Origin of the sequence: Ensifer sp. MJa1 (genome assembly GCF_037026475.1) — a bacterium.
Classification (GTDB): domain Bacteria; phylum Pseudomonadota; class Alphaproteobacteria; order Rhizobiales; family Rhizobiaceae; genus Ensifer.
In genome coordinates, this window is the sequence record NZ_JAKUMO010000005.1 from 285,816 (window position 1) to 311,313 (window position 25,498).

A 25,498-nucleotide genomic window follows, 5' to 3' on the forward strand; every position below is an offset into this window, starting at 1 on the left:
CCGCCCAGACCGCAAGCCGCTAAGCCGCGTGATCCGCCTTCACGCGCAGGCGTTCCACAAGGTCGACGAAGCGGTTGCCGGCAATCTCAAGCCGGCCGCTGTTGTCAATGACGATGACACCCGGGCCGGTCGTCACGTCGGGTGCTTGACGGCTGAGGCGTCGCAGGACGTCTTCCTCGCTCTCCCGACCGCGTTCGGCGAGCCGTTTGGCGAGCACCGGCGTTTCGGCGGTGACAACGACGACGGTGATTTCACCAAAGGCCTCCCGGAACGCCGGAAGCGCACCGCGGCTGCCATTGACGATCGCCGTCATGCCGTTCCTGACGTTCTGCAGCACCGCGGAAGGGATGCCGTATTTCAGCCCGTGTGCATCCCACGAAACGGCGAAGGCGCCGTCCCGCTGCATATCCAGGAATTCGCATTCCGAGACGCTTTCATGCACTTCGCCGCCGGCGTCCGACGGACGGGTGATAACGCGTCGCACCAGGTGCACGTCACGACAATCGGTAAAGTGCCGCGCGGCAAAGCCCATGACGCTGTCCTTGCCGGCGCCGCTCGGCCCGACGACGACGACGAGCGCGCCGCCCTGCTGTTCGCTCGCGCTCATGCGACACGCCGTCCTTCGCGCCAGACGGAGCGCACGACCGGAATGCCTGCCTGGCGGTGTACGCGGGCAATATCGGCGCGCAGGCCAACCGCAACGCGGCCGCGGTCGTCAAGTCCGACAGTGCGTGCCGGCGTCGCCGTCACCATGGCGATCGCCTTCGGCAGATCGATCGCCTCGACCTCATCGGCAAGGACGAAAGGCGCGTGGATCAGGCTGAAGGGCACGTAGTCCGACGACAACACGTCGAGGACACCGCGCTCCGCGAGGTCGCGGGCGGCGATGTTGCCCGAATGCGACTTGCCGCGCACGATGTTCGGCGCGCCCATGAGCACGCTCAAGCCGGCGCGGTGCGATGCCTCGGCGGCCTCGAAGCTTGTCGGGAACTCGGCAAGCTTGATGCCGAAGCCGATCGATTCCTCGACATGATCGACCGTGGCGTCATCGTGGCTGGCAATGGTGATGCCGCGGGCGGCGCAGGCCTCGGCGAGTGCTGTGCGGTGCGGGCCGGCATATTTCGCCGAGAGTGCCTGCTGGCGCTCGACGAAGCGGGCAAACTCCGCGTCCGAAAGACCGCGCTTGGATTTGTAGTAGAGCGTGTACTGGTCCATCGTCTGGAACTGGCGCTGGCCCGGAGCATGGTCCATCAGCGAGACCAGCTTGACCTGCGGGTCGTCACGGAAGTCCTCGTAGTGGTCGAGCACGTCGGAAGTCGAGACTTCGCAGCGCAGGTGGATCAGGTGGTCGGCGCGCAGGCGGCCTTCTTCCTTCGCCTGTGCCAGGGCATCGGCCATGCTGCGCATCTCGCCCTTCTGGAAACCGCCATCCTCGTCGGAGCCGAGGCGCAGGCAGTCGAATACGGTGGTGATGCCCGAGGTGACGACCTGCGCATCATGCGCCTGGATTGCCGCGATCTTCAGCCAGCGCACGCCCGGGCGAGGCGAATAGTGCGCTTCCAGGTGGTCGGTGTGTAGTTCGATGAGGCCAGGGATCAGATAGTCACCTTCGAAATCCTCGCCGGTGGCGACGGTGCCCTCGGAGATATCGGCAATCTTGCCGTCGCGGATCAGCACCGAACCGTCGAGGATACTGTCCTCCAGGACGATACGGGCGTTGGTCAAAACCTGTTCTTTGCTCATCTCATGCAATCTTTCGTTGGGTGTCGCTGCCGAGTGGCAGCAGGGAGCGGACAGTAAAGGGGGCGCCGCGCTCCGGTTCGACGAAGAGCGCGACTGACGTAACGTGAAGCGGCTTGCCGATGTGGTCGGCAAAGGTGGTTTCGAGCGCCGAGCGCATGACGCCGCTCGTCTCGGCGGGGACCGGTCCGGTCAAAGTCAGATGGAACTGAAACTCTTCGAAGACATAGGGATAGCCCCATTCCCTCAGGTAACGCCTTTGGCGTTCGGGGAGGCTCTCTGGTCTGCGCCGGGCGAAGTCCGCCTCTGACAGCGGTGCGCGAAACGGGTCGAAGCGATGAACGGCATCTTCAGCCAGATCCTGCAGGTCGGCCGAGGGCGCTGATGGCACCAGCGCGAAGAACGGACCGAGTTGATGCAGCACGATCTCAGGGATTTCGAAGGGGTCGAGATCGGCGGTGAAGCACTCGAAGATCGAGAGAAGCTCGTCTTCGTCGCGGCCGTCGGCAAGCTCGAACGGAGCCTTCAGCGTGCCGTGGAAACCATAACGCCGCGGATCGGCCGTCAGTGTGCGCTGCGTCGCTTCGTCGATCCCGGCGATCGCCGGAGGAGCAAGGTGCTCGCCGGTAAAGGCGTCACGGCCGAGCCAACGGGACGCGGCCTGCGACAGCCGGTCGTCCGCCGGCGGCGCGAAGTAGATTGCATAACGCACGGTCTTCACTTTCTTGTAGCGACCGGCCCGCCGGGGTGGCGGGTCGATTGTTTGCGGGATGCGATGCGCAGCTAGCCGATTTCCATGACAACATCATGATGGCGGGCACGCAATTCACGCCTCTGGGTCAATGAGCCTTGCGGCCGATCAGTCGCGAACGGCACGCGTTCGAGATGCTGTCGAAAATAAAGACAACCAGCAAGATGAGAAGCACCATGTAGGCGACATTTTCCCAGTCGGAATTGGTGCGCATTGCTTCCCAGAGCTTCAGGCCGATACCGCCGGCGCCGACGGCGCCGATGATCGTCGCCGAGCGGGTGTTCGATTCCCAGAAGTAGAGCGCCTGGCTGGCAAAGACCGGTAGCACCTGCGGCAGGACGCCGAAACGCTGCACGGCGAGCGGTGCAGCGCCAACCGACTTGACGCCTTCGCGCTGCTTGTCGTCGATGTTCTCCAGTGCTTCGGAATAGAGCTTCCCGAGCGTGCCGGTATCGGTGAAGAAGATCGCCGAAATACCGGCGAGCGGTCCGGGGCCGAAGGCGCGAGTAAAGAACAGCGCCCAGATGAACATATCGACCGACCGCAGGAAGTCGAAGAAGCGCTTGACCAACTGGTTGGTGAGGAAGCTCGGTGTGATGTTGCGCGCCGCAAGGAAGCAGAGCGGGAAGGCAATCAGCGACGCAAACAGCGTGCCGACGAAGGCCATGACCACCGTTTGCAGCAGCTTGGTCCAGACGTCGAGATGCTGCCATTCGGCGTTGTAAAGGATGTTGTTCCAGGCAAGCGACAGGTTCGAGCGCGCCGGATCGATGCGTTCGCCCGAGACAATCAGCGAAGCGACGTCGCCATAGCTCTTGCCGAAGAAGGGCGAGTTGGTGTCGAAGAGGAAATTCGCCCAGCCGAAGAAGCGGTTGCGCACCGAAACCTCGTCGCCCTCGACTTCCGCCCAGCCGGTTGCGCCGAAGGCGAGGGTGATCTTTTCGCCGGGACGTTTCTGTGTCGCCCAAACGGGGAGCTTGCCCTCCGGCATGACCGTGTCGCCGCCATCGACGGCCATGACGAGTGTTTCGCTGCCGTGGGTCGCCTTGACCAGGCCATCGGCGATTTCGATCTTCGTGCCGCGGTCATAGGTTACGACCACACGCGTCAACACGTCTTCCGTCCGCGTTTCGACGCGATTCTCAGCTTCGGCCGCTGCGCTGCCGCCAAGGGCGGAACCGGGGGCCATGAAGCTGAAGGACGAGCTTGCCTGCGGTTTGGCCGCCTGCGTGGTCGAAGCGGGGATTTCCACCTGCCGTGTCACCGTTTGCTTGTCGAGTTCCACCCAGTCCGGGTTGGGATTGCGACCGAGTGGCGAATTGCGCTGGTAGTCGAGCGTCATCGTCCTGTCGGGCGCGATGTGGATCTCGGGGCGCACCTCGTAGGAGACCCAATCGGCGAGATAGGTCCCGGCAATGCCCCAATTGGCATTGCCGAGCACATGGCCGATCGAGAAGAACCACCAGCTGAAGACGAGATAGACGAGGAGGCCGCCGCCAATCATGGCCGTGCGCACCCGCTTGGAGGCGGAGGACTGCAGAAGCTGCGGGTGGCGGCTCGCAATCGCGTCCATTTCCAAGGGGCTCAAACGTGTCGTAACGGTCATGGCGCGCACCTACTGGGCAAGCTGGAAGGCCTGTTCGCCAACAAGGCGACGGCGCAGCCAGGCGGAAAACTGGTCGACGGCAAAGATCGTCGTGAAGAGCAGGATGACGATGGCAAGGGTCTTGGCCTGATGGCCCTGGCCGATCGAAAGGCGCAGCAATTCGCCGATACCGCCGCCGCCGACTGCACCGATGATGGTCGACGCGCGTACGTTGATCTCGAGGCGCAGCAGGAAGTAGCTGGTGAAGTTCGGCAGCACCTGCGGCACCATGCCGAACCAGACGCGCTCGATCCAGTTGCCGCCGGCAGCCCTAAGGCCCTCATCCGGCTTCATGTCGGCGTTCTCAACCACCTCGTAGAACAGCTTGCCAAGCGCGCCGATCGTGTGGATCGAGACCGCGGCGATCGCCGGGATTGGGCCGAGCGACAGAATGGCGAGGAAGAAGCCGGCGATCACCACCTCCGGAAAGGCGCGCAGGATCTCCATGAGACGGCGGACCGTGCCGCGCACCCATGGGTTGGGCATCATGTTGCGTGCAGCCAGGAAGCAGAACAGAAAGCCGAAGACGCTGCCGATGACGGTGGAGAAGATCGCGATGTTCACGGTCTCCAGCATCTTGTGCACGTATTCGGGGATGTAGAGGCTTTCGGTCAGGTAGAGCCGACCCTCCGGGTAATTGTACTTGAAACTGCCGTCGTCATAGGGAGAAGGCAGGTCGAACATGGCGCGAAAGATTTCCATGCCGTCGCGCGGTGCGAGGTCTCCGACGAAATCGAAGAAATGCGGCAGCCGGTCGAAGAACTTGCCGGCGTTGGAATCGTTGGCGAACCAGAGCGAGCCGGAAAGTGCAAGGAACAGGACGCCGAAGCCGAGCCAGGAATAGAGCCGGCGGCGGGAGTTGAGTTCCTGCCAATGGCGCTCGACGAGCGCACCATTGTCGCTGAGGTGCCGCGGGAGCATGGAAGTTGCCATGTATGTTCCGGCTTGGGCCGGCCTCTGGGAAGGGGCGAAAGGCACCCGTTCAAACGATGAAACGCTGGCCGTTTGGGCGGCCAGCGTTCCCGGGTAAAGCGATCAATCAGCCGCCGATCGTTGCCTTGCGGGCGTCGATGATCGGCTTGTAGAAGTCGGAGTTGACTTCGGTGTAGCCGGTAAAGTCACCGCCCTGGATGGCCGAGAAGCAAGCGGCGTCGGTCTTCGGCAGATCCACCATGAACTGCTTGAACTTCGCCTTCATGTCGTCATTCATCGAGGTGCGCACGACGATCGGGCCGTTCGGGATCAGCGGCGACTTCCAGAGCTCGACGAGGTCGTTCATGTCGAGGATGCCCTTGTCGACCATCTTCTTCAGGTTGCCCGAAGTGTAGCCGTCCTTGAATTCGCCGACGCCCGAACCGAAGGTCGTGCCGGCATCAAACGTGCCCTTGACGACTTCGAGCACGAGGTTTTCGTGACCGCCGCCAAAGCCGGTTTCACTGAAGAATTCCTTGACCGGGGCGCCGATTGCTTCCGGCAGGGTGACAAGCGGGACGAGGTAGCCCGAGGTCGAGTCCGGATCGGCGAAGCCGAGCTTCTTGCCCTTCAGGTCTTCGATCTTGGTGATGCCCGAATCCTTGCGGGCAACCATGATCGAGTGGTAGCCGGTCGAACCGTCGGTCTGGACGGTCGTCAGGATCGGCTCGACGGCGTCAGCCTTGGCGAGGTAGATCTTGGCATAGCCGGAAGCGCCGAGTTCGGCGTAGTCGAGCGTGCCGCCGAGCAGGCCCTGGATAACGCCGTCATAGTCGGCGGCCGGGAACAGCGAGACCTTCTCGACGCCGATAGCTGCCGGCAGCTTGTCGACGAGGCACTGGAAGTTCCGCAGACGGTCGGCTTCGTTTTCGCCGCCGAGGATGCCGATGCGGAATTCCTTGAGGTCTTCAGCCTGGGCGTGGCCGATAAGGGCGAGGAGCGCGACGGCGCCCAGAAGAGCTTTCTTCAGCATAAGGTTCTCCCGTGTGTCCGGCTCAGCCGGATCCTATTCGGTTTCAAAGAGGTGCCCTTGACGCGGGCTTTCGATCGTGGCGGGCGTCAGATGCCGGCCAGTGCCAGCGGCTTGAGGCCGGCTGATGCCTTTTCTTCCTGCGGCTGAGGCGCGGGAATGTTGATGCTGGTGGAGGTCATCGATTCCTCAATGCTCGTATCGGCGCCGTAGATCTCGGCAACGGCTGCGGCCGTGAGATCTTTCGGCTGGCCGTCGAAGACGACACGGCCATGCGCCATGCCGATGATGCGTTCGCAATAGTTGCGCGCCGTATCGAGCGTGTGCAGGTTGGTGATGACGGTGATGCCGTCGCGCTCGTTGATGTCGCGCAGCGCGTCCATGACGATCTTGGCGTTGAGCGGGTCGAGCGACGCGATCGGCTCGTCGGCAAGCAGAACCTTCGGCTGCTGCATCAGCGCCCGGGCGATTGCGACGCGTTGCTGCTGGCCACCCGAAAGGGTGCCGGCCGGCTGAAGTGCCGTCTGCTCGATGCCGAGGCGCTCAAGCGCGCCGATCGCCATGATGCGTTCTTCGCGGGTGAACATATTGAGGATGCTCAAGACCGTCGAGCGGTGATTGAGGCGACCGAGCAGCACATTGGTCAGCACGTCGAGACGCGGTACCAGATTGAACTGCTGGAAGATCATCGCGCAGTCACGCTGCCATGTGCGCAGTGCAGCGCCGCGAAGCGACGAAACCTCACTGCCGTCGAAGATGATCGAGCCCGAGGACAGATCAACGAGACGGTTGATCATGCGCAGGAGCGTTGACTTGCCGGCGCCCGAACGGCCGATAACGCCGACCATCTGGCCCTGGGGGATCTCGAAGGTAACCGAACTCACGGCTGTCTTCTTGCCGAACTGGCGGGTTACATTCTTCAACTGAAACATTTCTAGCAGGTCCTCTTGCGGGGAGACCGGTCATCGGTATGACACCTGCCATATCGGCGCTTCATGAAAGCGAAATGTCAGTTTGTTGTAAGTTCTGTTACAGTTCACAGCCGCGCGGCTTCGGTTAACCAAATGTGAACGGTTCGGCGCATCGACGTGCGGAGCAGCCGGAGAGCGGGGGGAGGCAGCCCCGAAAACTCGGATGCCCGGAGTTGCGGCCCAAGCAATCTGGCGAGGCGAGACTGCCGCGCTTGCTAGGCCGCCGGCCCAGGTTCCAACGTGGCTCCGGGGACGTAGAGCGCGATGGGGCGGATCTCGTAGACCGCCGTCGGATTGCTGCGGCGCAGTTCGCGTGCTGCGGCGATTGCCGCCTCGATCGTCGGAAAATCCACGACGTAGAGCCCGAGGAGGTGCTCCTTGGTTTCGGCGAAGGGACCATCTGTGACAATACCTTCGCCTGGGCCCCGAAGGGTCACGGCGCCCTCGGCAGGGCCAAGCCGCGCCGCCGGGCCAAAGTTCTTCTGCTGCACGAAGCGATCGTGAACCTCAAGAAGGTCAGACATCAGTGCGGCGTCCTCCTCCTCACTCCAGGATTCAACGACACCTGCGGCGTGATAGGCCAAGATCGCGTAATACATGAACCGTCCTCCCGGACGTATTCGTGTCAGGTTTTGCCGATTGCTTCAATCCGCTTGCGTGTGGCACTGATCGCAGGCAATCGGCTCAGCCCCCAGCGACTGTCTGCCCCGTCTGCCTGAGCTGCAAGCGTGTCAGGTCTCCAAGCGGGCAGGGATGAATTTCGCCGGGTCGAGCCCGAATGCGTGAAAGCCCTCCGGCGCGGGTGCTCCGATCAAGAGACTTGCGGCGAGTGCTCCAAGCGCCGGTGAGGTAAGGATGCCGTAGCCGCCCTGGCCGGCGAGCCAGAAGAAATCGGGACGCTCTCGGGCAAAGCCGATGGCCGGCAGCTTGTCGGGCGAAAAGCTGCGCAGGCCGGCCCAGCTCTTGAAGACACGACGCACCGGCACGGTCGTTGCTTCCTCGATGTAGTGGGCGGCCCAGGCGACGTCGATTTCTTCGGGCTGCACGTCGGTCGGTTCGCATGGCGTCGCGTCGGCTGGCGAGGAAAGCAGCCGTCCGCCCTCGGGCTTCATGTAGAAGTCCTCGTCGATCTCGTTGATTTCCGGCAGCGTCAGCGCATCGATCCCTTCGGGAAGATCAACGGTGATCGCGGTCCGCCGGTGCGGAACGATGCCGATCGGGGGTACGCCGAAGCGTTCGGCAACTGGATCGGCCCAGCCGCCGGCGGCGTTGACGATGATCTTCGCACGGACATCGCCGCCGCTGGTTGCCAGCACCCAGCGATCGCCATCGCGACGCGGGGCGAGCACGTCGCTGCGCTCGATGATCGCTGCGCCGTGGCGCCGCGCGCCGCGAACGTAGCCCTGCAGCAGGTTCTCGACCTCGATGTCCCAGAACTGCGGGTCGTAGTAGGCCGCGGCCACATAGTCGCGCCGCAGGATAGGCACGCGCGCAATCGCCTCGTCGACAGTCAGCCGCTCCAGGTCGGGGTTGGCGCGGCTCTCCTCGGCGAAAACCTCCTCAAAACGCGCGATCTTTTCGGTGTTGGCGATCATCACGCCGCCCCGCTGCTTCAGCAGTGCGACGTCAGAGAAACCCTCCGGCGGCTTGTCGAAGAAACTCTTGGAGATCGCCGCCAGCGCGCAGACTTCCGGTGCGTTGTAGCGCAGCACGAATTCGGCGGCCGAGCGCCCGGTGCTGTGATAGCCGAGCCCATCTTCCCGCTCGATGACGACGACAGAGCGGTGAGGCGCGAGGAAATAGGCAAGCGACAGGCCGGCGATACCACCGCCAATGATTGCCACATCGTATTCGCGCATGTCCTGCCTCCATCTGCTGTCGGCCGGACCATAGGCAAGTGCCCATCCATGTTCAAATTTATAGCGGGAAATGCGGCTATCAATTCCGCTGATGGTCTGGGGGATCGAAGCAATGGTCCAGCGGCTCAGTATCGGCGACATGGGACAGAAAGGCCGCCTCGGCCGGATTGAGGATCGCGTTCGGGTTGGAGATCCGGAAGACATCCGTCGTCGGCAGGTCGCTATAGGGCGGCAGCTGCCAGAGTCTGCCTTCGGCCACGGCCGGGGCCGCGAGATGATCCGGTAACATGCCGATACCCACGTTCGACGCGATCAGCCGCATCACCTCCTCGACATTGCAGGAGACGGCGCGGACCTGCTGGCCGAAGGAGCCGACGGCGCGCACGGCGGTGACCGAATTCATGTGTTGTCCGCCCAGCACGTCGGCGATGAAGGCGATGTAGGGGTTGCCCCTCAGATCGTTGAAGTCGACGCCCTTGTTGCCGAACAGCGGATGTTCGCGGCCGCAATAGAGCGCGTAACGCTCGCGCACATGAAAGCGCTTGGTGAGCCAGTCGGGAATGTTGCCATCGCAAAGGCCGATCGTCGCAACGTTGCGTTCGACCGCGCTCAGCACATCGACCGTCGTCGCGACGGTCACCGACAGCGTCACTTTCGGATGCAGGCGGAAGAAGCTCTCGAGCTTTCTGTCCCAGGCCGGGTTGTGGGCGTGGCTGACGGAATGGATGTTGAGGTGGCCGGTGACTTCTTCGCCGGCGGTTTCGAGCACGTTCGGCAGCCGGATGACGGCGGCGAAAATGTCACGGCATTGGGCATGCAGGCGGGCGCCGGCATCCGTCAGGTTGAAGCGCCCGGGGCGACGGTCGATGAGTTTCTGGCCGACCGTCTGCTCCAGCCGCTTCAGCGCCATGCTGACGGCCGGTTGCTGCAAGAGCAGCCGGTTCGCAGCTGCAGTGATGCTGCCTTCCTCGACGAGTACCACGAAGGTGCGCAGCAGGTTCCAGTCGAGATTGTGGGCGAAGCGTTCGAGGCGATCGTTGGCCATGGGTTCTGCTTGTGTCTCTTCGGCTAGCCGGTCCACGTCTGCGCGGCCGGTGATCGAAACCGTCGGAATTTGTCGTCATATTTCAGCGGTTTTGCAACAGGAGGTGCCGCGAAGAGGCCCGTGGTCCATTCCCTGGACGCATGAGGCGGTGCCTCAATTTCGTTTGAAACGCCATGCACCCCTTGCGATAACACGAAGCGGAAAAATCCGATGGGAGAGAAACATGGCCGGCAAGACGCAATTTCAATGGGATGATCCGTTCCTCCTCGACGATCAGCTGACCGAGGACGAGCGCATGATCCGCGACACCGCGCGGGCCTATGCACAGGAGCGGCTGCAGCCGCGTGTCATCGCCGCCTATCGCGAAGAATCGACCGATCCGCAAATCTTCCGTGAAATGGGCGAGCTTGGTTTGCTCGGCGTCACTGTTTCGGAAACCTATGGCGGCGTCGGCGCTTCCTACGTCGCCTACGGCCTCGTTGCCCGCGAAGTGGAGCGCGTCGATTCGGGCTATCGCTCGATGATGAGTGTGCAGTCGTCGCTGGTGATCTATCCGATCTACGCCTATGGCTCGGAGGAGCAGAAGCGGAAGTACCTGCCGAAGCTGATCAGCGGCGAATGGATCGGCTGCTTCGGCCTTACCGAACCGGACGCCGGTTCGGATCCGGCCGGCATGAAGACCCGCGCGATCAAGACCGAGAGCGGCTACCGACTCGTCGGCTCGAAGATGTGGATCTCCAACGCGCCGCTCGCCGATGTCTTCGTCGTCTGGGCGAAGTCGGAAGCCCATGGCGGCGCCATTCGCGGCTTCGTTCTCGAAAAGGGCATGAAGGGCCTTTCCGCCCCGAAGATCGCCGGCAAGCTGTCGCTGCGCGCCTCGATCACCGGCGAAATCGTCATGAACAATGTCGAGGTCGGCGAAGACGCTCTTCTGCCGAATGTCGAAGGCCTCAAGGGTCCGTTCGGTTGCCTCAACCGCGCCCGCTACGGCATCTCCTGGGGGGCGCTCGGCGCTGCCGAATTCTGCTGGCATGCCGCGCGTCAGTACGGTCTTGACCGCAAGCAGTTCAACCGTCCGCTCGCCCAGACGCAGCTCTTCCAGAAGAAGCTCGCCGACATGCAGACGGAGATCACGCTCGGCCTGCAGGGCTCGCTGCGCGTCGGCCGGTTGATGGACGAGGGTCGCATGGCGCCTGAGATGATCTCGATCGTAAAGCGTAACAATTGCGGCAAGGCGCTCGATATCGCCCGCATGGCCCGCGACATGCACGGCGGCAACGGCATCTCCGAGGAATACCAGGTGATGCGCCACATGGTGAACCTCGAGACCGTCAACACCTATGAGGGCACGCATGATGTCCACGCGCTGATCCTCGGTCGCGCCCAGACCGGCCTTCAGGCCTTCTTCTGAGCGGTGCCGTCATGGAAGCGCCGCTGAAGGGTATTCGTGTCCTGGAACTGGCCCGCATTCTCGCGGGTCCCTGGATCGGCCAGACGCTGGCCGATCTCGGAGCCGACGTCATCAAGGTCGAAAGCCCGGCGGGAGACGACACCCGCACCTGGGGCCCGCCCTTCGTTGCTGGCGAAGATGGCGAGAAGCTCGATGCTGCCTACTTCCACGCCTGCAATCGCGGCAAGCGCTCCGTCGTGCTCGACTTCACCACGGAGGAGGGCCAGGAGGCGGTGCGCCGCCTTGCCGCGCAGTCGGATGTGCTGCTCGAAAACTTCAAGGTCGGCGGGCTCGTCAAATACGGTCTCGACTACGAAAGCCTGAAGAGGGTCAATCCGCGGCTGATCTATTGCTCGGTCACCGGCTTCGGTCAGGACGGGCCTTACGCCCACCGCGCCGGTTACGACTACATCGTCCAGGGCATGAGTGGCATCATGGATCTGACCGGCGAGCCGGATCGTGAGCCACAGAAAATCGGCGTTGCCTTTGCCGATATCTTCACCGGCCTCTATGGCGTCATTGCCGTTCAGGCGGCGCTCGCCCAACGCGAACGCACGGGCAAGGGACAGCAGATCGACATGGCACTGCTCGACTGCATGACCGGAGTGCTCGCCAACCAGGCGCTGAACTTCCTGGTCTCCGGCAACGCGCCGCGACGTCTCGGCAATGCCCATCCGAACATCGCGCCCTATCAGGTCTTCCCGACCGCCGACGGCCATCTCATCGTCGCTGTTGGCAACGACCGGCAGTTCGTCAAGTTCTGCACGTTGCTCGATCGTCCGGATCTGGCGACTGACGCGCGTTATCTCACCAACGCATTGCGGGTGCAGAACAGGGACACGCTGACGCCTGAACTGACTGCCGAAACCGCAAAGATCGAACGCGACGCGTTGCTGAAACTGCTTGAAGACGCCGGTGTGCCCGGCGGGCCGATCAACTCGGTAGCCGACGTCTTTGCCGACCCGCAGATCGTGCATCGGCAGATGCGGGTAGACACACCACATTCGGGCGCATCCGTTGGTACGTCGCCGGGTGTCAGGACGCCGATCCGCTTTTCCGATGCCGAGTTGGCGCTGGACCGCGGCGTGCCACGGCTTGGCGAGCATACAGCCGAGGTGCTGGCGGAAATCGGGCTGCACACCCCGAAGGCCGGATAACGCAACGGGAAGCGCTGTGGCGCCAGTTAAGGCGCCGCGGAAGGAAATGAGAAGAACCCCTGGAAATCGAAAGAATTTCCAGGGGTTTTCATTTTAGTTTTTGAGCGCGCGGTCAAAGACGCGCGACAGCCGCTCGGCAAAGCCGCGCGGGTCCTGCGGCTTGTCGCCGTCGAGCACGCGCGCCTGGTCGAGCAGAAGCTGGACTGCATCTGCCCGGAAAGCCGTATCGCCGGCGGGGCAGGCAGCAATTGCGGTGATCAGCGCGTGGTTCGGGTTGATCTCGAGGATCGGCTTGGGCGCCTCGTCGAGGCGGCCAGCGCCCTGCAGCATCTTTTCAAGCTGGCGGTCGGGGCCGTGTTCGGGCGCCACCAGGCAGACGGCGCTTTCCGTCAGTCGCTCGGAGGTGCGGACATCCGACACGCTGGTACCCAGCGTCTCCTTGGCAAAGGCGACGAAGTCGATGACCAACTGGCTGGCTTTCGGTGCCTCTTCCTTGCTGCCTTCGGGCTTGGCGATATTGCCGAGATCGGCCGCACCTTGCGTGATCGACTTCCACGGCTTGCCATCGAAATCGGGAGCCGACGTTACCCAGAAGCTGTCAACCGGATCGGTCAGCAGCAGCACCTCGATGCCACGGGCGCGGAAACCTTCGAGCTGCGGCGAGGCCTTGAGCTGGGCGAGATTGTCCCCGGTCAGATAATAGATCGCGGGTTGGCCATCCTTCATGTCCTTGACGTAGTCGGCAAGGCTGCGCTGGCTCTCGTCTGAGGTGGTGGTGCGGAAGCGCGACAGCGCGACCAGTTGCTCGCGCCGCTCGTAGTCCTCGTAGATGCCTTCCTTCAGCACGCTGCCGAAGTTTTCCCAGACCTTGGTGAAGGTCTCCGGCTCACTTTCCGCGAGCTTGTCGATCGCCGTCAGCACGCGGTTGGTCACGCCCTTGCGGATGCTGGCGAGCAGTGGGCTTTCCTGGATCATCTCGCGCGAGACGTTGAGCGGTAGGTCCGAGGTGTCAACGAGGCCGCGCACGAAGCGCAGGTAGCGCGGCAGCAATTCCGCTTCGTCGGTGATGAATACGCGCTTGACGTAGAGCTTCATCCGGCCCTTGCGGTCCGGGTCGAAAAGATCGAACGGCTTCGAGCCGGGCACGAAGGCAAGGGCCGTATATTCATGCCGACCTTCGGCACGGAAATGAACCGTCAGGGCCGGGTCGTCATACTGGCCGGCAACACCGCGGTAGAAGTCCGCGTAATCTTCCTTGCTGATCTCGCTCTTCTGTTTGGTCCAGAGTGCTGTGCCGTCACCGACCTGAACCGGTTCCGCGCCGGGCTTTTCCAGAATAGAGATCGGTACCGGCACGTGGCCGGATTGGTCCTTGACGATGCGCTCGACCGTCCAGCGCGAGGTGTAGGTCTTGGCGTCCTCCATCAGATGCAGCGTTATGCGCGTGCCGCGGGCCGGAGCGTCCGTAAGATCGGCGGCAGCAACCGTGTAGCTGCCCTTGCCATCGGAGGACCAGAGCCAGGCATGCTCGGAACCGGCGCGGCGCGACACGACGTCCACTTTGTCTGCAACCATGAAGGCAGAATAGAAGCCGACGCCGAACTGACCAATGAGTTGTGCGCCTTCCTTGCCCTGTGCTGCCTCGATGCGCTCCATGAAGGCTCGCGTCCCGGAGCGGGCGATCGTCCCGAGCGCTTCCACGAGTTCGTCGCGGCTCATGCCGATGCCGTTGTCTTCGACGACAAGGCGGCTGTTGTCCTCGTCGAGCGTCAGGGTGATGCGGGGAGTGGGGTCGCCTGTAAGAAGTTCGGGCGAGACGATCGCCTCGTAACGCAGCTTCTCGCAGGCATCCGCGGCGTTCGAAATCAGTTCGCGGAGGAAGACGTTCTTGTCGGAGTAGACGGAGTGCACCATCAAATGGAGCAGTCGCGCCACATCGGCTTCGAAGACATGTTTCTCTACGGACATTTCGGTTTCGCTCATTGCCTTGGCATCTCCTTTGGGTTTCGCCCCAATTGGCAAGCGGCGTCCAGAATTTCAAGGGCCGTCTTGCGTGGTACCCGTTTCTGTATGATGCTGCAGGTGCGAAGACGGCCGAATGTCGGCCAAACCCTTCTTTCTTGCGTACCGGGCGAGATATTCATGTTGGCGACAAATCGCCGTAACACGCGAGTGCTATGCTCCTGCGGCCTGGGCCGAGGCAAGCGTCTCGGACCAGCACTATCGGATACATATTGCGGTTCTACCGCGTGGCTTCTTTGACACATGTCAAAGCTCGGGCCCTTGTGTTGCAGTAATTGCTGACAGCTACGGGACCAGCTTTTCATCGCACGAGGAGTGGACATCATGCCCAAGCAATCCACGATGCCGACGTTCGCCGATGCCTTTTCCTATTCGCTCGATGCCTGGCAGCGGTCTGTGCTGTTTCTCGACGTCATGCGCGAGCGCGGTGCGCAATACGAGGAGCACAGGGCAAAAACCGCTCCGAATGTGCTGAACTTCGAGACTGAACTCGTCAGCGACGGACGCACCTTCGCCCGGCCGGTGAACTATGCGCTGGTGCGAATCTTGCCAGCCGACGGGGTCGAGATCGATCCGTCAAAGCGCCCCTTCGTCGTTGTCGATCCGCGTGCCGGTCACGGCCCCGGCATCGGCGGCTTCAAGGCTGACAGCGAAATCGGCGTGGCGATGAAGGCAGGACATCCGTGCTACTTCATCGGCTTTCTCCCTGATCCGGTTCCCGGCCAGACCATCGAGGATATCGCCCGCGCCGAAGCGGCCTTCCTCGAAACGGTCATCGCCCGCCATCCACGAGCGGAAGGCAAGCCTTGCGTGATCGGCAATTGCCAGGCGGGCTGGGCGGTTATGATCGTCGCATCCCTTCGGCCGGAACTTTTCGGCCCGATCATCATTGCCGGGGCGCCGCTTTCCTATTGGGCTGGCGTCAAGGGGCAGAACCCGATGCGCTATTCCGGCGGGCTTCTCGGTGGCAGCTGGCTGACCGCACTCACCGGCGATCTCGGCGCCGGCGTCTTCGACGGTGCATGGCTGGTTCAGAACTTCGAGAACCAGAACCCTGCCAACACGCTGTGGACCAAACAATACAATCTCTATTCGAAGATCGACACCGAGGCAGGCCGTTATCTCGGTTTTGAACGCTGGTGGGGCGGCCATGTCACGCTCAATGCCGAGGAGATGCAGTTCATCGTTGATGAACTCTTCGTCGGCAACAAGCTGGCAGCCGGCGAAATCCGGACCTCCGACGGAACTGCCATCGATCTACGCAATATCCGCTCGCCAATCGTCGTGTTCTGCTCGAAGGGTGACAACATCACCCCGCCGCAGCAGGCGCTCGACTGGATCCTCGATCTCTACGACAGCGTCGATGAGATCCGCGCCTATGGCCAGACGATCGTCTACACCGTGCACGAGACTGTTGGGCATCTCGGCATCTTCGTGTCCGCTGGCGTTGCGCGCAAGGAACACGACGAATTTGCATCCAACATCGAGCTGATCGACGTGCTGCCTCCGGGCCTCTACGAAGCCGTGCTGACGCCGGCAAACGATATCACCGAGGGCAGGGAGCTTATCGCCGGCGAATGGATAATGCGCTGCGAGGCGCGTACCCTTGACGATATCCGCGCCCTTGGCGGCAACGATATCGAAGACGAGCGCCGCTTCGCCACGGCGGCCAAGCTGTCGGAAATCAATTTGGCGCTTTATCGCACCTATCTGCAGCCGGCGGTGAACGCGATGGTGACACCGCCCGTCGCCGAGGCAATGCGCAACATGCATCCGTTGAGGCTGCAATACGCCCTGTTCGGCCCCGACAATCCGTTGATGGCCTGGACGGCGGCGCTGGCCGAGCAGGTGCGGGAAAACCGCGAACCAGCCGCGCCGGATAACCCGTTCTTGGCGTTGCAGGAGACCATGTCGCGCCAGATCGTCGACGGGCTGGAGGCTTGGCGACGGATGGCTGAGCACGTCTCGGAGCAGACGTTCCAGGCGGTTTACGGCGCTCCCATGCTGCAGGCCGCGCTCGGCATCGATGCGGATTCGAGCCGTCCGCCACGCAAGGCGGAAAAGAGCCTGTTGCACCAGGCGCTTGTCGAGGCCCGCATTTCTGAATTGAAGGCCAGGGTGGCCAACGGCGGCACCTGCGAAGGTCTGGCGAGAGCCTTGCTTTTTGTCGGCATGGCCCGAGGTGGTGTCGATGAGCGTGGTTTCGAAGCTGTTCGTCGGCTGCGGCGGGCACATACCGAGGCCAAGAAACTAAGCCTCGCCGAGTTTAAGACGCTGATGCGAGAGCAGTATTTCATGCTGTTGATCGACGAGGAAGCGACCCTTGCGGCACTGCCGAAGCTGTTGCCGGAGGCGATCGAGGACCGCCGTGCCGCCTTTACGGCCCTTCGAGAGGTTTTGGATGCGTCCGGCCCGCTGACGGGTCTTGCAGCCGAAAGGCTTCAGCGGGTGGCGGCGCTTTTCGGCCTCGACAGCGAACCGCCGGTCTCTATCTCGGCTGGCAAAGCCGAACGCAATCGCAAGGCATCCTGATCGAAGGAGGAGTTTCGACGTGTCCGAGGCAACCGCATCGCCCCTTGAACAGTCCAAATACGACCGCCTGATTGCGGCCGCGCGGGATGAAACGCCGGCCGTCACGATCGTGGTGCATCCTTGCGACGAGACATCGCTCCGCGGTGCGTTGGAAGCGGCCGAGATCGGCCTGATCGCGCCTGTTCTCGTCGGTCCGGAGGCGAAGATCCGTTCGGTCGCGAGTGAGCACGGCCTTAACCTCGGCGGGCGCGAGATCGTCGACGCGCCCCACAGCCATGCGGCGGCGGCCAAGGCCGTCGCGATGATCCGTGAGGGCAGGGGCGAACTCCTGATGAAAGGGAGCCTGCACACGGACGAACTGATGAAGGAAGTAGCGGCTTCCGCGACGGGCTTGAGAACAGATCGGCGCATCAGCCATGTCTTCATCATGGATGTGCCTGGCCATGCCGAGACGCTGTTCATCACCGATGCCGCCATCAACATCTTCCCCGACCTCGAAGCCAAGCGCGACATCGTACAGAATGCCATTGATCTCTGGGTGACAATCGGTCTTGGCGAACCGCGCGTTGCCATTCTTTCGGCCGTCGAGACCGTGACGACCAAGATCCCTTCGACGATCGAGGCGGCAGCACTTTGCAAGATGGCCGAACGTGGCCAGATTACCGGCGGCCTGCTCGATGGTCCGCTCGCCTTCGACAATGCGATCGACCCGGAAGCAGCGAGGATCAAAGGCATCGTCTCGCCGGTTGCCGGTCGCGGCCAGATCCTGGTGGTGCCTGACCTTGAGGCCGGCAACATGCTCGCTAAGAACCTGACTTTCCTGTCCCACGCGGATGCCGCCGGCATCGTGCTTGGTGCGCGGGTGCCGATCGTGTTGACGTCGCGGGCCGATTCCGTGCGCACGCGGCTCGCCTCCTGCGCCGTAGCCTCGCTCTATGCAGCGCGGCGACGGGCGGCACAGATAACGGCGGTGTGACCATGGATGCATTGCTCGTCGTCAATGCCGGCTCGTCGAGCCTGAAGTTCCAACTGTTCGGGATCACCGATGGCGGGCTCGGCCGTCAGATCAAGGGCCAGATCGGTGGCATCGGTACACGGCCTCGACTGCAAGCGAAGGGCACGGATGGCGCCGTGCTCGTGGACCGGAACTACGAGACCGACGATGTCCGCGATCTGCCAGCAGCCATCGCTGCGGCCCGAGACTGGCTGTTAACGCTCGAAGGCTTCACTCTCCGCGCCGTCGGGCACCGCGTGGTCCATGGCGGTCCCGACTATGCCGCGCCGGTGCTGATCAATGCTCAGGTGCTTGAGCGGTTGGCGAGCTACCAGGATCTCGCACCGCTGCACCAGCCCAACAACCTCGCGCCGATCCGCCAGGCCATGGCCATCAACCCGGATGTGCCGCAGGTCGCCTGCTTCGACACCGCCTTCCACCACGGTCACCCGGAAGAGGTGAACTGCTATGCCATGCCGCGCAGCTATTATGACGACGGCGTGCGGCGCTACGGCTTCCATGGCCTTTCCTACGAGTACATCGCGGAACGTCTGCGCGAAGTGGCGCCGAAGGTCGCCCAAGGCAGGGTCATCGTCGCTCATCTCGGCAGCGGTGCCTCGATGTGTGCCTTGAAGGATGGCCACAGCATCGAGACCACCATGGGCTTCACCGCACTTGACGGCCTGCCGATGGGGACGCGACCCGGCCAGCTTGATCCCGGTGTCGTGCTTTATCTCATTTTGCAGCGCGGCATGAATGCGCAGGCCGTCTCGGATCTGCTCTATCATGAGGCGGGGCTGAAAGGTCTGTCAGGCATCTCGAACGACATGCGCGACTTGCTCGCAAGCGACGACCCGCATGCGAAGCTCGCCATCGATCACTTCATCTATCGTTGTGGCCTCAATGCGGGGATGCTTGCCGCCGCGCTCGGTGGCGTCGATGCCTTCGTCTTCACCGCTGGCGTCGGAGAGAATTCCGCTCCGATCCGCGCCCGCATCGCTGCGGGCCTCGCCTGGCTGGGAGCAGAACTCGACACTGCCGCAAACGATGCGGCCGCCACGCTGATCTCGACGCCGGCAAGTCGCGTCGCGCTTTATGTCGTGCCGACGGACGAGGAATTGATGATCGCCCGCCATACGCTTGCACTTCTTAGAACCCGCCAAGCCTGACCCACCGGAGGCAGTCCATGTCCATACCCGCCGCAAAGGCAAAGCTTCTCGACGGCCGCAAGGGTCTTGTTGTCGGCATCGCCAACGATCGATCGATTGCCTGGGGCTGCGCCCGTGCGTTCCGTGCGTTCGGCGCAGAAGTTGCCGTCACCTACTTGAACGAGAAGGCGAAGCCCTACGTGGAGCCTTTGGCGCGCGAGCTCGAGGCACCCATCTTCCTGCCGCTCGACGTTGATGTTCCGGGCCAGATGGAGGCGGTGTTCGAAGAGATTGAACGGACCTGGGGCGAACTCGATTTCGTTGTTCACTCGATTGCCTTCTCACCGAAGGATACGCTCGGCGGGCGCGTGGTCGACGTGCCGCGCGAGGGTTTCCTCAAGACCATGGACATATCCTGCTGGTCCTTTATCCGCATGGCACATCTGGCCGAGCCGCTGATGAAAAATGGCGGCACGCTCTTTACCATGACCTATCACGGCTCGCAGGTGGTGGTGGAAAACTACAACATCATGGGCGTCGCCAAGGCGGCGCTCGAAAGTGCGGTGCGTTATCTCGCAGCCGAACTCGGCCCCAAGGGCATCCGCGTCCACGCCATTTCGCCGGGTGCACTTGCGACACGCGCCGCCTCCGGCATCCCCGAATTCGATGCTCTGCTCGAAAAGACCAAGGTCAAGTCACCGAGCCGTGAACTGATCGATATCGACGACGTCGGCGCCGCCACTGCTTTCCTCGCGCATGACGCTGCCCGGCTGATCACCGGGCAGGTGCTCTATGTCGACGGCGGCTACCACATCATCGATTGACGACCGCCGAGGGCGATCGTCAGATGTTGCCCATACAGAGGTACTTCATCTCGAGGTAGTCCTCGAGCCCGTGGCGGGAGCCTTCGCGGCCGATGCCCGATTGCTTGATGCCGCCGAAGGGGGCGGCTTCCGAGGACATGCGGCCGGTATTGATGCCGACCATGCCGTATTCGAGTGCCTCGGCCACGTGCCAGACGCGCTTCAGGTTTTCAGCGTAGAAATAGGCGGCGAGACCATAGATCGTGTCATTGGCTTCGGCGATCACCTGCTCTGCGGTCTCGAAACGGATGATCGGCGCGATCGGCCCGAAGGTTTCCTCCTGGGCGACCCGCATGTTGGTCGAAATGCCCGTCAGCACAGTCGGTTCGAAGAAAGTACCCGAAGTGCCGATCCTGTGGCCACCTGCGCGCACCTTCGCGCCCTTGGAAACGGCGTCGGCGACATGGGCCTCGATCTTTTCAATCGCGTGCTTGTCGATCATCGGGCCGATGGTGATGCCTGGCGAAAAGCCGTCGCCGACCGTGAGTTCGGCGACGCGCCTGACGAATTTTTCGGCAAAGGCGTCGTGGACTGCCGATTGCACATAGATGCGGTTGGCCGAGACGCAGGTCTGCCCGGCATTGCGGAACTTCGCCTGAATGGCACCATCCACCGCCTCGTCGACATCGGCGTCGTCAAAAACGATAAACGGTGCGTTACCGCCAAGCTCGAGGCTCACTTTCTTGATCTGGTCGGAGCATTGCCGCATCAGCAGACGCCCGACCTCGGTCGAACCGGTGAAACTGATCTTGCGCACCTTCGGATTGCTGCAGAGTTCACGGCCGATCGCGGCACCTTCGGACGCAAAGAGCAGGTTCAGCACGCCTTCCGGGAAGCCGGCCTTTTCTGCCAATACGAACATGGCTCCGGCAACAAGCGGGGTCTGTTCGGCGGGCTTCAGCACGATCGCGCAGCCGGCGGCAAGCGCCGGCGAGATCTTGCGGGCGACCATCGAGGCCGGGAAGTTCCACGGCGTGATCGTGCCAACGACGCCGACCGGCTGCTTAATGACGAGCATCCGACGGTCGTTGGCCGGCGCCGGGAAGGTCTCGCCGTAGATGCGCTTGGCCTCTTCCGCATACCACTCGACGTAGGCGGCTGCATGCAGCACTTCGCCCTTTGATTCTACAATTGGCTTGCCCATCTCCGCCGTCAGAATGGCGGCAAGATCGTCGGCATGCGCGACGATCAGGTCGTGCCAACGGCGCAGTACGGCGCTGCGGTCCTTGGCGGGCTTTGTCGCCCAGAGAACTTGCGCCTTCGCTGCGGCTTCGATTGCCGCGCGGGCTTCTTCGATGCCCATGTCCGGCAGGGTTGCCAGCAACTCGCCGGTTGAAGGATTGAAGACCTCGAAGGTCGCACCCGCCCACGCCCTTGCTGTCTTGGGGATTTCGTGGAGGGCGGCGAACAGCTCGGCAGCGCGCAAATGTTTGGTCAGGGCCGGGGTCAAAGTCATGGCGGGCATCCTCCGGCGGCGCCCGTCCGCATTCCCGGGAGGGGCCGCTTTCCTTGTTCTTGCGGGTGCCGGCCAGAGCCGCCACCCGATTCATTCAAAACGGGCGTTCGCACAAATCCGGAAAACCGGAACCGCACGATTTCAAAGACATAGCCCAGTTCGCTGCTTCAATGAAACAGCGAACTGAAGCGAATGTCACCCAGGCAGGCGTCAGCCGCGCGCCGCGAGGATCGAGGCCTCGAGAATGTCGAGCGCTTCGGCGAACACTTCGTCCTGGATGGTGATTGGTGCCAGAAAGCGGATGACGTTGCCGTGTACGCCGCAGGTCAAGAGGATCAGGCCCTTTTCCAGCGCGATCAGCCGCACCTTGTTGGCGAAGTCGGCGCTCGGCAGGTTGGTCTTCACGTCGTTGAACTCGACCGCGTTCATGAAACCCGGCCCGCGAATGTCGACGATCTCGGGCGCCTGTTCGCGAATCGCGGCCAGGCGCTGCTTCAGGCGGCCACCGAGTTGTTCGGCGCGTTCGCAAAGCTTCTCTTCGGCGATGACATCAAGCACGGCGTGCGCAGCGGCAATGCCGAGCGGGTTGCCACCATAGGTGCCGCCAAGGCCGCCCGGGGCAGGGGCATCCATGACCTCTGCACGGCCGGTGACGGCGGCAAGCGGGAAGCCGCCGGCGAGGCTCTTGGCCATGGTGGTGATGTCGGGCGCGACTTCGTGGTGATCCATGGCAAACATCTTGCCAGTACGGGCAAAGCCGGTCTGGACCTCGTCGGCGATCAGGAGGATGCCGTGCTGGTCGCAGATTTCGCGCAGCGCCTTCATGAACGCGGCCGGAGCCGGATAGAAGCCGCCTTCGCCCTGGACCGGTTCGAGGATAATGGCAGCAACGCGGCCCGGATCGACATCGGCGGCAAAAAGCTTCTTCAGTGCAGCGAGCGACTGTTCGGTCGTAATGCCGTGCAGGTCGATCGGGAAGGGGGCGTGGAAGACGTCGCCGGGCATTGCTCCGAAGCCGACCTTATAAGGGACCACCTTGCCGGTCAGCGCCATGCCCATGAAGGTGCGGCCGTGGAAACCGCCGGTAAAGGCGATGACCGCCTGGCGACCGGTGGAAGCGCGGGCGATCTTGACGGCATTTTCGACAGCCTCGGCACCGGTCGTCACGAAGATTGTCTTCTTGGCGAAATCGCCCGGCGTCAGAGCGTTGAGCCGCTCGGCGAGGTGCACGTAGGATTCGTAAGGGACCACCTGATGGCAGGTGTGGGTGAAGCGGTCGATCTGGGCCTTGACGGCTTCGATGACCTTGGGATGGCGATGACCGGTGTTGACGACCGCGATACCGGAGGCAAAGTCGATATAGCGATTGCCCTCCTTGTCCCAGATTTCCGAGTTTTCCGCGCGATCGGCGTAGATCTGGGTGGTCATGCCGACGCCACGGGAGATGGCGGCGTTCTTGCGGTCGGTGAGGGTGGTCATGGCGCGTTCCTGTTACTTCTGGAGTTAATATATTGCATTTTTTCTGCAAGTTTGTTCTGGAAGTGGTACACCTTTCACAGTCGATTGCAAATCAAATTTGGTGATCGAGACAACACGTCCGCTGATGCGGCGTTCTTGTCAGATCACAATGGCGGTGGCTAAGGTTGCAAACACGCTGATGCAGCACGGATTCGTGCCGCATCGATGGGCGGCAAAGGAAATTGGAATGGGCGCCGTGCGCTACAAGGTTGCCGAGGCGGCAAGGCTGGCGGGGGTCTCCGCTTCGACGTTGAGGCTATGGGAAACGCAAGGGCTGGTCGTGCCGGAGCGGTCGCCGACGGGGCACCGGCAATATACTGAGAGCGACCTTGCCCGACTGAAACGCATTGCCTGGTTTCGCGCCGAACGTGGCCTGAACCCGGCTGCGATCCGCGAGTCGCTGGAGGCGGAAGGACCCGCGGACGATCAGGCGGCTCCCAGCGTGGGAGATGGTGCCGACAATCAGGTCGGACGCAAGCTCCGCAGCCTGAGGCATGCCGCCGGCAAGACGCTTGAGCAGGTCGCCGGCGATATCGGCATCGCCGCATCTGTTCTCTCGACCCTGGAACGGACGTCACAGGGTGTCTCGGTTGCCGTCCTGCACAACATCGCGGAGCATTTCGGGACGACGGTCTCCAGCCTTTCAGGCGAGGAAGAGGCCGATGCCCGCGCCGTGGTGCGGGCAGGCGAGTGGCGGACATGGCCGCGCACGACGCCGGGTGTCACCGTGCAACTGCTTGCCGATGGCCGCAACCAGATGGATTGCCATCGTTTCGTGCTGGAGCCGGGTGCTTCGAGCGAAGGCGCCTACCGGCACGACGGCGAGGAGTTCGTCTACGTGCTGTCCGGGCGGGTCGAGTTCATCCTCGACAGCGATCAATTCTATGACCTCGGCGTCGGCGATTCCCTTTATTTCGAGAGCAAACGCCGCCACGCCTGGACCAACCGTCACGACGGCGAGACCGTGCTGCTCTGGGTCAACACGCCGCCGACATTCTAGTCTAGGACGCCGCGGCCGCTCGCCTGCCAACGATCGTAGCACTTTAAACGAAATCGGCGCGCGGCCCGCTCGGGGTCGCGCGCCGAATGGCGTTCGGGCTTAGCCACCGCCTCCCCTTGTCGAGGAGACAGGACGGAACCCTTATGATCAGGCGGCGGCGTAGCGCTTTGCCATTTCCGACAGACGAAGGGCGCGGATCTTCGATGCCTTGCCGGCGGTGCGGAAGGCTTCGAACCGCTCCTTGCAGACTTCGGTCATCAGCGCCGTTGCCGGCTTCAGGTAGTTGCGCGGGTCGAAGTTTTCCGGATTTTCGGCAAAGTTCTTGCGGATCGTGCCGGTCATGGCAAGGCGCAGGTCGGTGTCGATGTTGACCTTGCGCACACCGAGCGGGATGCCCTTCTGGATTTCGGAGACCGGAACGCCCCAGGTCGGCTTCATCTTGCCGCCATAGGTGTTGAAGAGGTCCTGCAGATCCTTCGGTACCGACGAGGAACCGTGCATGACGAGGTGCGTGTTCGGCAGCTTCTTGTTGATCTTGGCGATCGTTTCGATCGACAGGATGTCGCCATCCGGCTCGCGGGTGAACTTGTAGGCGCCGTGGCTGGTGCCGATCGCAACGGCAAGCGCATCGACGCCGGTCTTGGTGACGAAGTCGAGCGCCTGGTCCGGATCGGTCAGCAGTTCCTCGCGCGACAGCTTGCCTTCGAAGCCGTGGCCGTCTTCCTTGTCGCCAGCGCCGGTTTCGAGGTTGCCGAGGCAGCCGAGTTCGCCTTCGACCGAGACGCCGGCCGCGTGCGCAATCTTCACGACTTCGGCGGTGACGGCGACATTGTAGTCATAGCTCGCAACGGTCTTGCCGTCCTTCTCGAGCGAGCCGTCCATCATGACGGAGGTGAAGCCGTTGGTGATGGCCGAGATGCAGGTCGACGGCTGGTCGCCGTGGTCGAGGTGCAGACAGACGGGAATATGCGGATACTCTTCCGCAGCACCCAGGATCAGGTGACGCAGGAACGCGTCACCCGCATAGGAGCGGGCGCCACGGCTCGCCTGAAGGATCACCGGACTGTCGGTGGCATCGGCGGCGCGCATAACGGCCTGAATATATTCAAGATTGTTCACATTGAACGCCGGCAGCGCGTAGTCGTTCTCCGCCGCATGGTCGAGCAGTTGCCGCAATGTGATCAATGCCATTCGCTATTCTCCCTTGGTGCTTGGCGCAGCCTTCTCGGTGCGCCACAAAAACAATCCGGCTTGAGACGCCACATGGCATCATCGCAGGCAGGCGATGGCCGGTCTTCCGTGCGGCGTGACGGCACGCGCGAATTGGTCGCGCCCACCGAAGTCCGGCGCACAATAGTTCATCGAAGTGGTTTGACAACCGGGCAAAAGACAGGTTGCCAGAGGT

Annotated in this window: 21 protein-coding genes; 7 read left to right on the top strand and 14 right to left on the bottom strand. The window is 62.7% G+C overall.

Annotation, left to right across the window (positions count from 1 at the left end; translation table 11 throughout):
* Positions 1-19 precede the first annotated feature (19 nt).
* From phnN to MKZ91_RS09905, 10 genes are all read right to left on the bottom strand, one after another.
* The gene (phnN, locus tag MKZ91_RS09860) at positions 20-607 is read right to left on the bottom strand and encodes a phosphonate metabolism protein/1,5-bisphosphokinase (PRPP-forming) PhnN (RefSeq protein WP_336170485.1); all 588 of its coding nucleotides are present in this window, start codon (positions 605-607) and stop codon (positions 20-22) included.
* Entirely contained in the window at positions 604-1,743 is a 1,140-nt protein-coding gene (locus tag MKZ91_RS09865; RefSeq protein WP_336170487.1) for an alpha-D-ribose 1-methylphosphonate 5-triphosphate diphosphatase, read from the bottom strand. The genes phnN and MKZ91_RS09865 overlap by 4 nt, the downstream gene beginning before the upstream one ends.
* 1 nt (position 1,744) lies before the next feature.
* Positions 1,745-2,452, bottom strand: a complete 708-nt coding sequence (locus MKZ91_RS09870; RefSeq protein ID WP_336170489.1) for a DUF1045 domain-containing protein — start codon at positions 2,450-2,452, stop codon at positions 1,745-1,747.
* Positions 2,453-2,579: 127 nt separating this feature from the next.
* Complete coding sequence (phnE, locus tag MKZ91_RS09875; RefSeq protein ID WP_336170491.1) at positions 2,580-4,097, bottom strand: phosphonate ABC transporter, permease protein PhnE; 1,518 nt, start codon at positions 4,095-4,097, stop codon at positions 2,580-2,582.
* Between the two features lie 9 nt (positions 4,098-4,106).
* Positions 4,107-5,069, bottom strand: a complete 963-nt coding sequence (phnE, locus tag MKZ91_RS09880) for a phosphonate ABC transporter, permease protein PhnE (RefSeq protein ID WP_336170493.1) — start codon at positions 5,067-5,069, stop codon at positions 4,107-4,109.
* A gap of 106 nt (positions 5,070-5,175) precedes the next feature.
* Positions 5,176-6,081, bottom strand: coding sequence for a phosphonate ABC transporter substrate-binding protein (phnD, locus tag MKZ91_RS09885; RefSeq protein ID WP_336170495.1), 906 nt, complete (start codon positions 6,079-6,081; stop codon positions 5,176-5,178).
* Positions 6,082-6,167: 86 nt separating this feature from the next.
* Positions 6,168-7,010: a phosphonate ABC transporter ATP-binding protein gene (gene phnC, locus MKZ91_RS09890; protein WP_336170497.1), complete on the bottom strand. Its 843-nt coding sequence runs from the start codon at positions 7,008-7,010 to the stop codon at positions 6,168-6,170.
* Positions 7,011-7,264: 254 nt separating this feature from the next.
* Entirely contained in the window at positions 7,265-7,648 is a 384-nt protein-coding gene (locus tag MKZ91_RS09895) for a YciI family protein (RefSeq protein ID WP_336170499.1), read from the bottom strand.
* A gap of 132 nt (positions 7,649-7,780) precedes the next feature.
* Entirely contained in the window at positions 7,781-8,908 is a 1,128-nt protein-coding gene (locus tag MKZ91_RS09900; RefSeq protein ID WP_336170502.1) for an NAD(P)/FAD-dependent oxidoreductase, read from the bottom strand.
* A 79-nt stretch (positions 8,909-8,987) separates the two neighbouring features.
* The gene (locus tag MKZ91_RS09905) at positions 8,988-9,953 is read right to left on the bottom strand and encodes a LysR family transcriptional regulator (RefSeq protein WP_336170504.1); all 966 of its coding nucleotides are present in this window, start codon (positions 9,951-9,953) and stop codon (positions 8,988-8,990) included.
* 223 nt (positions 9,954-10,176) lie between these two features.
* Here MKZ91_RS09905 and MKZ91_RS09910 point away from each other — a divergent pair, with 223 nt between their 5' ends.
* Positions 10,177-11,364, top strand: coding sequence for an acyl-CoA dehydrogenase (locus tag MKZ91_RS09910; protein WP_336170505.1), 1,188 nt, complete (start codon positions 10,177-10,179; stop codon positions 11,362-11,364).
* Positions 11,365-11,375: 11 nt separating this feature from the next.
* Positions 11,376-12,560: a CaiB/BaiF CoA transferase family protein gene (locus MKZ91_RS09915; RefSeq protein WP_336170507.1), complete on the top strand. Its 1,185-nt coding sequence runs from the start codon at positions 11,376-11,378 to the stop codon at positions 12,558-12,560.
* Positions 12,561-12,653: 93 nt separating this feature from the next.
* On the opposite strand, the gene htpG is transcribed toward MKZ91_RS09915, so the two are convergent.
* On the bottom strand, positions 12,654-14,543 hold the full coding sequence (gene htpG / locus MKZ91_RS09920) for a molecular chaperone HtpG (protein ID WP_336170509.1): 1,890 nt from the start codon (positions 14,541-14,543) through the stop codon (positions 12,654-12,656).
* Between the two features lie 363 nt (positions 14,544-14,906).
* On the opposite strand from htpG, the gene MKZ91_RS09925 reads away from it, so the two are divergent.
* The 4 genes from MKZ91_RS09925 to fabI are packed head-to-tail and all read left to right on the top strand — an operon-like array spanning position 14,907 to position 20,080.
* Positions 14,907-17,114, top strand: a complete 2,208-nt coding sequence (locus tag MKZ91_RS09925; protein ID WP_336170510.1) for a DUF3141 domain-containing protein — start codon at positions 14,907-14,909, stop codon at positions 17,112-17,114.
* A gap of 19 nt (positions 17,115-17,133) precedes the next feature.
* Complete coding sequence (locus tag MKZ91_RS09930) at positions 17,134-18,090, top strand: phosphate acetyltransferase (RefSeq protein ID WP_336170512.1); 957 nt, start codon at positions 17,134-17,136, stop codon at positions 18,088-18,090.
* Between the two features lie 2 nt (positions 18,091-18,092).
* The gene (locus MKZ91_RS09935; protein ID WP_336170514.1) at positions 18,093-19,277 is read left to right on the top strand and encodes an acetate/propionate family kinase; all 1,185 of its coding nucleotides are present in this window, start codon (positions 18,093-18,095) and stop codon (positions 19,275-19,277) included.
* A 17-nt stretch (positions 19,278-19,294) separates the two neighbouring features.
* Positions 19,295-20,080, top strand: coding sequence for an enoyl-ACP reductase FabI (gene fabI / locus MKZ91_RS09940; RefSeq protein WP_336170516.1), 786 nt, complete (start codon positions 19,295-19,297; stop codon positions 20,078-20,080).
* Between the two features lie 19 nt (positions 20,081-20,099).
* Here the strand turns inward: fabI and MKZ91_RS09945 are convergent, their stop codons facing one another.
* Together MKZ91_RS09945 and MKZ91_RS09950 are read right to left on the bottom strand one after the other, a co-directional pair.
* Complete coding sequence (locus MKZ91_RS09945) at positions 20,100-21,575, bottom strand: NAD-dependent succinate-semialdehyde dehydrogenase (RefSeq protein WP_336170518.1); 1,476 nt, start codon at positions 21,573-21,575, stop codon at positions 20,100-20,102.
* A gap of 210 nt (positions 21,576-21,785) precedes the next feature.
* Complete coding sequence (locus tag MKZ91_RS09950; RefSeq protein ID WP_336170520.1) at positions 21,786-23,054, bottom strand: 4-aminobutyrate--2-oxoglutarate transaminase; 1,269 nt, start codon at positions 23,052-23,054, stop codon at positions 21,786-21,788.
* Between the two features lie 226 nt (positions 23,055-23,280).
* Here MKZ91_RS09950 and MKZ91_RS09955 point away from each other — a divergent pair, with 226 nt between their 5' ends.
* Positions 23,281-24,093 carry a MerR family transcriptional regulator gene (locus MKZ91_RS09955; RefSeq protein WP_336170522.1) on the top strand — a complete coding sequence of 271 codons (813 nt, stop codon included), beginning with the start codon at positions 23,281-23,283 and terminating at the stop codon, positions 24,091-24,093.
* Positions 24,094-24,240: 147 nt separating this feature from the next.
* Here MKZ91_RS09955 and fba read toward each other — a convergent pair whose 3' ends face one another.
* Positions 24,241-25,284, bottom strand: a complete 1,044-nt coding sequence (fba, locus tag MKZ91_RS09960; RefSeq protein WP_336170523.1) for a class II fructose-bisphosphate aldolase — start codon at positions 25,282-25,284, stop codon at positions 24,241-24,243.
* Between the last annotated feature and the right edge of the window lie 214 nt (positions 25,285-25,498).

Excerpts from the sequence above, each read along its gene's own strand:
- phnN (WP_336170485.1), bottom strand. The coding sequence starts at position 607 with ATGAGCGCGAGCGAACAGCAGGGCGGCGCGCTCGTCGTCGTCGTCGGG.
- MKZ91_RS09865 (WP_336170487.1), bottom strand. The coding sequence starts at position 1,743 with ATGAGCAAAGAACAGGTTTTGACCAACGCCCGTATCGTCCTGGAGGAC.
- phnE (WP_336170491.1), bottom strand. The coding sequence starts at position 4,097 with ATGACCGTTACGACACGTTTGAGCCCCTTGGAAATGGACGCGATTGCG.
- phnE (WP_336170493.1), bottom strand. The coding sequence starts at position 5,069 with ATGGCAACTTCCATGCTCCCGCGGCACCTCAGCGACAATGGTGCGCTC.
- phnD (WP_336170495.1), bottom strand. The coding sequence starts at position 6,081 with ATGCTGAAGAAAGCTCTTCTGGGCGCCGTCGCGCTCCTCGCCCTTATC.
- phnC (WP_336170497.1), bottom strand. The coding sequence starts at position 7,010 with ATGTTTCAGTTGAAGAATGTAACCCGCCAGTTCGGCAAGAAGACAGCC.
- MKZ91_RS09895 (WP_336170499.1), bottom strand. The coding sequence starts at position 7,648 with ATGTATTACGCGATCTTGGCCTATCACGCCGCAGGTGTCGTTGAATCC.
- MKZ91_RS09900 (WP_336170502.1), bottom strand. The coding sequence starts at position 8,908 with ATGCGCGAATACGATGTGGCAATCATTGGCGGTGGTATCGCCGGCCTG.
- MKZ91_RS09905 (WP_336170504.1), bottom strand. The coding sequence starts at position 9,953 with ATGGCCAACGATCGCCTCGAACGCTTCGCCCACAATCTCGACTGGAAC.
- MKZ91_RS09910 (WP_336170505.1), top strand. The coding sequence starts at position 10,177 with ATGGCCGGCAAGACGCAATTTCAATGGGATGATCCGTTCCTCCTCGAC.
- MKZ91_RS09915 (WP_336170507.1), top strand. The coding sequence starts at position 11,376 with ATGGAAGCGCCGCTGAAGGGTATTCGTGTCCTGGAACTGGCCCGCATT.
- htpG (WP_336170509.1), bottom strand. The coding sequence starts at position 14,543 with ATGAGCGAAACCGAAATGTCCGTAGAGAAACATGTCTTCGAAGCCGAT.
- MKZ91_RS09925 (WP_336170510.1), top strand. The coding sequence starts at position 14,907 with ATGCCCAAGCAATCCACGATGCCGACGTTCGCCGATGCCTTTTCCTAT.
- MKZ91_RS09935 (WP_336170514.1), top strand. The coding sequence starts at position 18,093 with ATGGATGCATTGCTCGTCGTCAATGCCGGCTCGTCGAGCCTGAAGTTC.
- fabI (WP_336170516.1), top strand. The coding sequence starts at position 19,295 with ATGTCCATACCCGCCGCAAAGGCAAAGCTTCTCGACGGCCGCAAGGGT.
- MKZ91_RS09945 (WP_336170518.1), bottom strand. The coding sequence starts at position 21,575 with ATGACTTTGACCCCGGCCCTGACCAAACATTTGCGCGCTGCCGAGCTG.
- MKZ91_RS09950 (WP_336170520.1), bottom strand. The coding sequence starts at position 23,054 with ATGACCACCCTCACCGACCGCAAGAACGCCGCCATCTCCCGTGGCGTC.
- MKZ91_RS09955 (WP_336170522.1), top strand. The coding sequence starts at position 23,281 with ATGGGCGCCGTGCGCTACAAGGTTGCCGAGGCGGCAAGGCTGGCGGGG.
- fba (WP_336170523.1), bottom strand. The coding sequence starts at position 25,284 with ATGGCATTGATCACATTGCGGCAACTGCTCGACCATGCGGCGGAGAAC.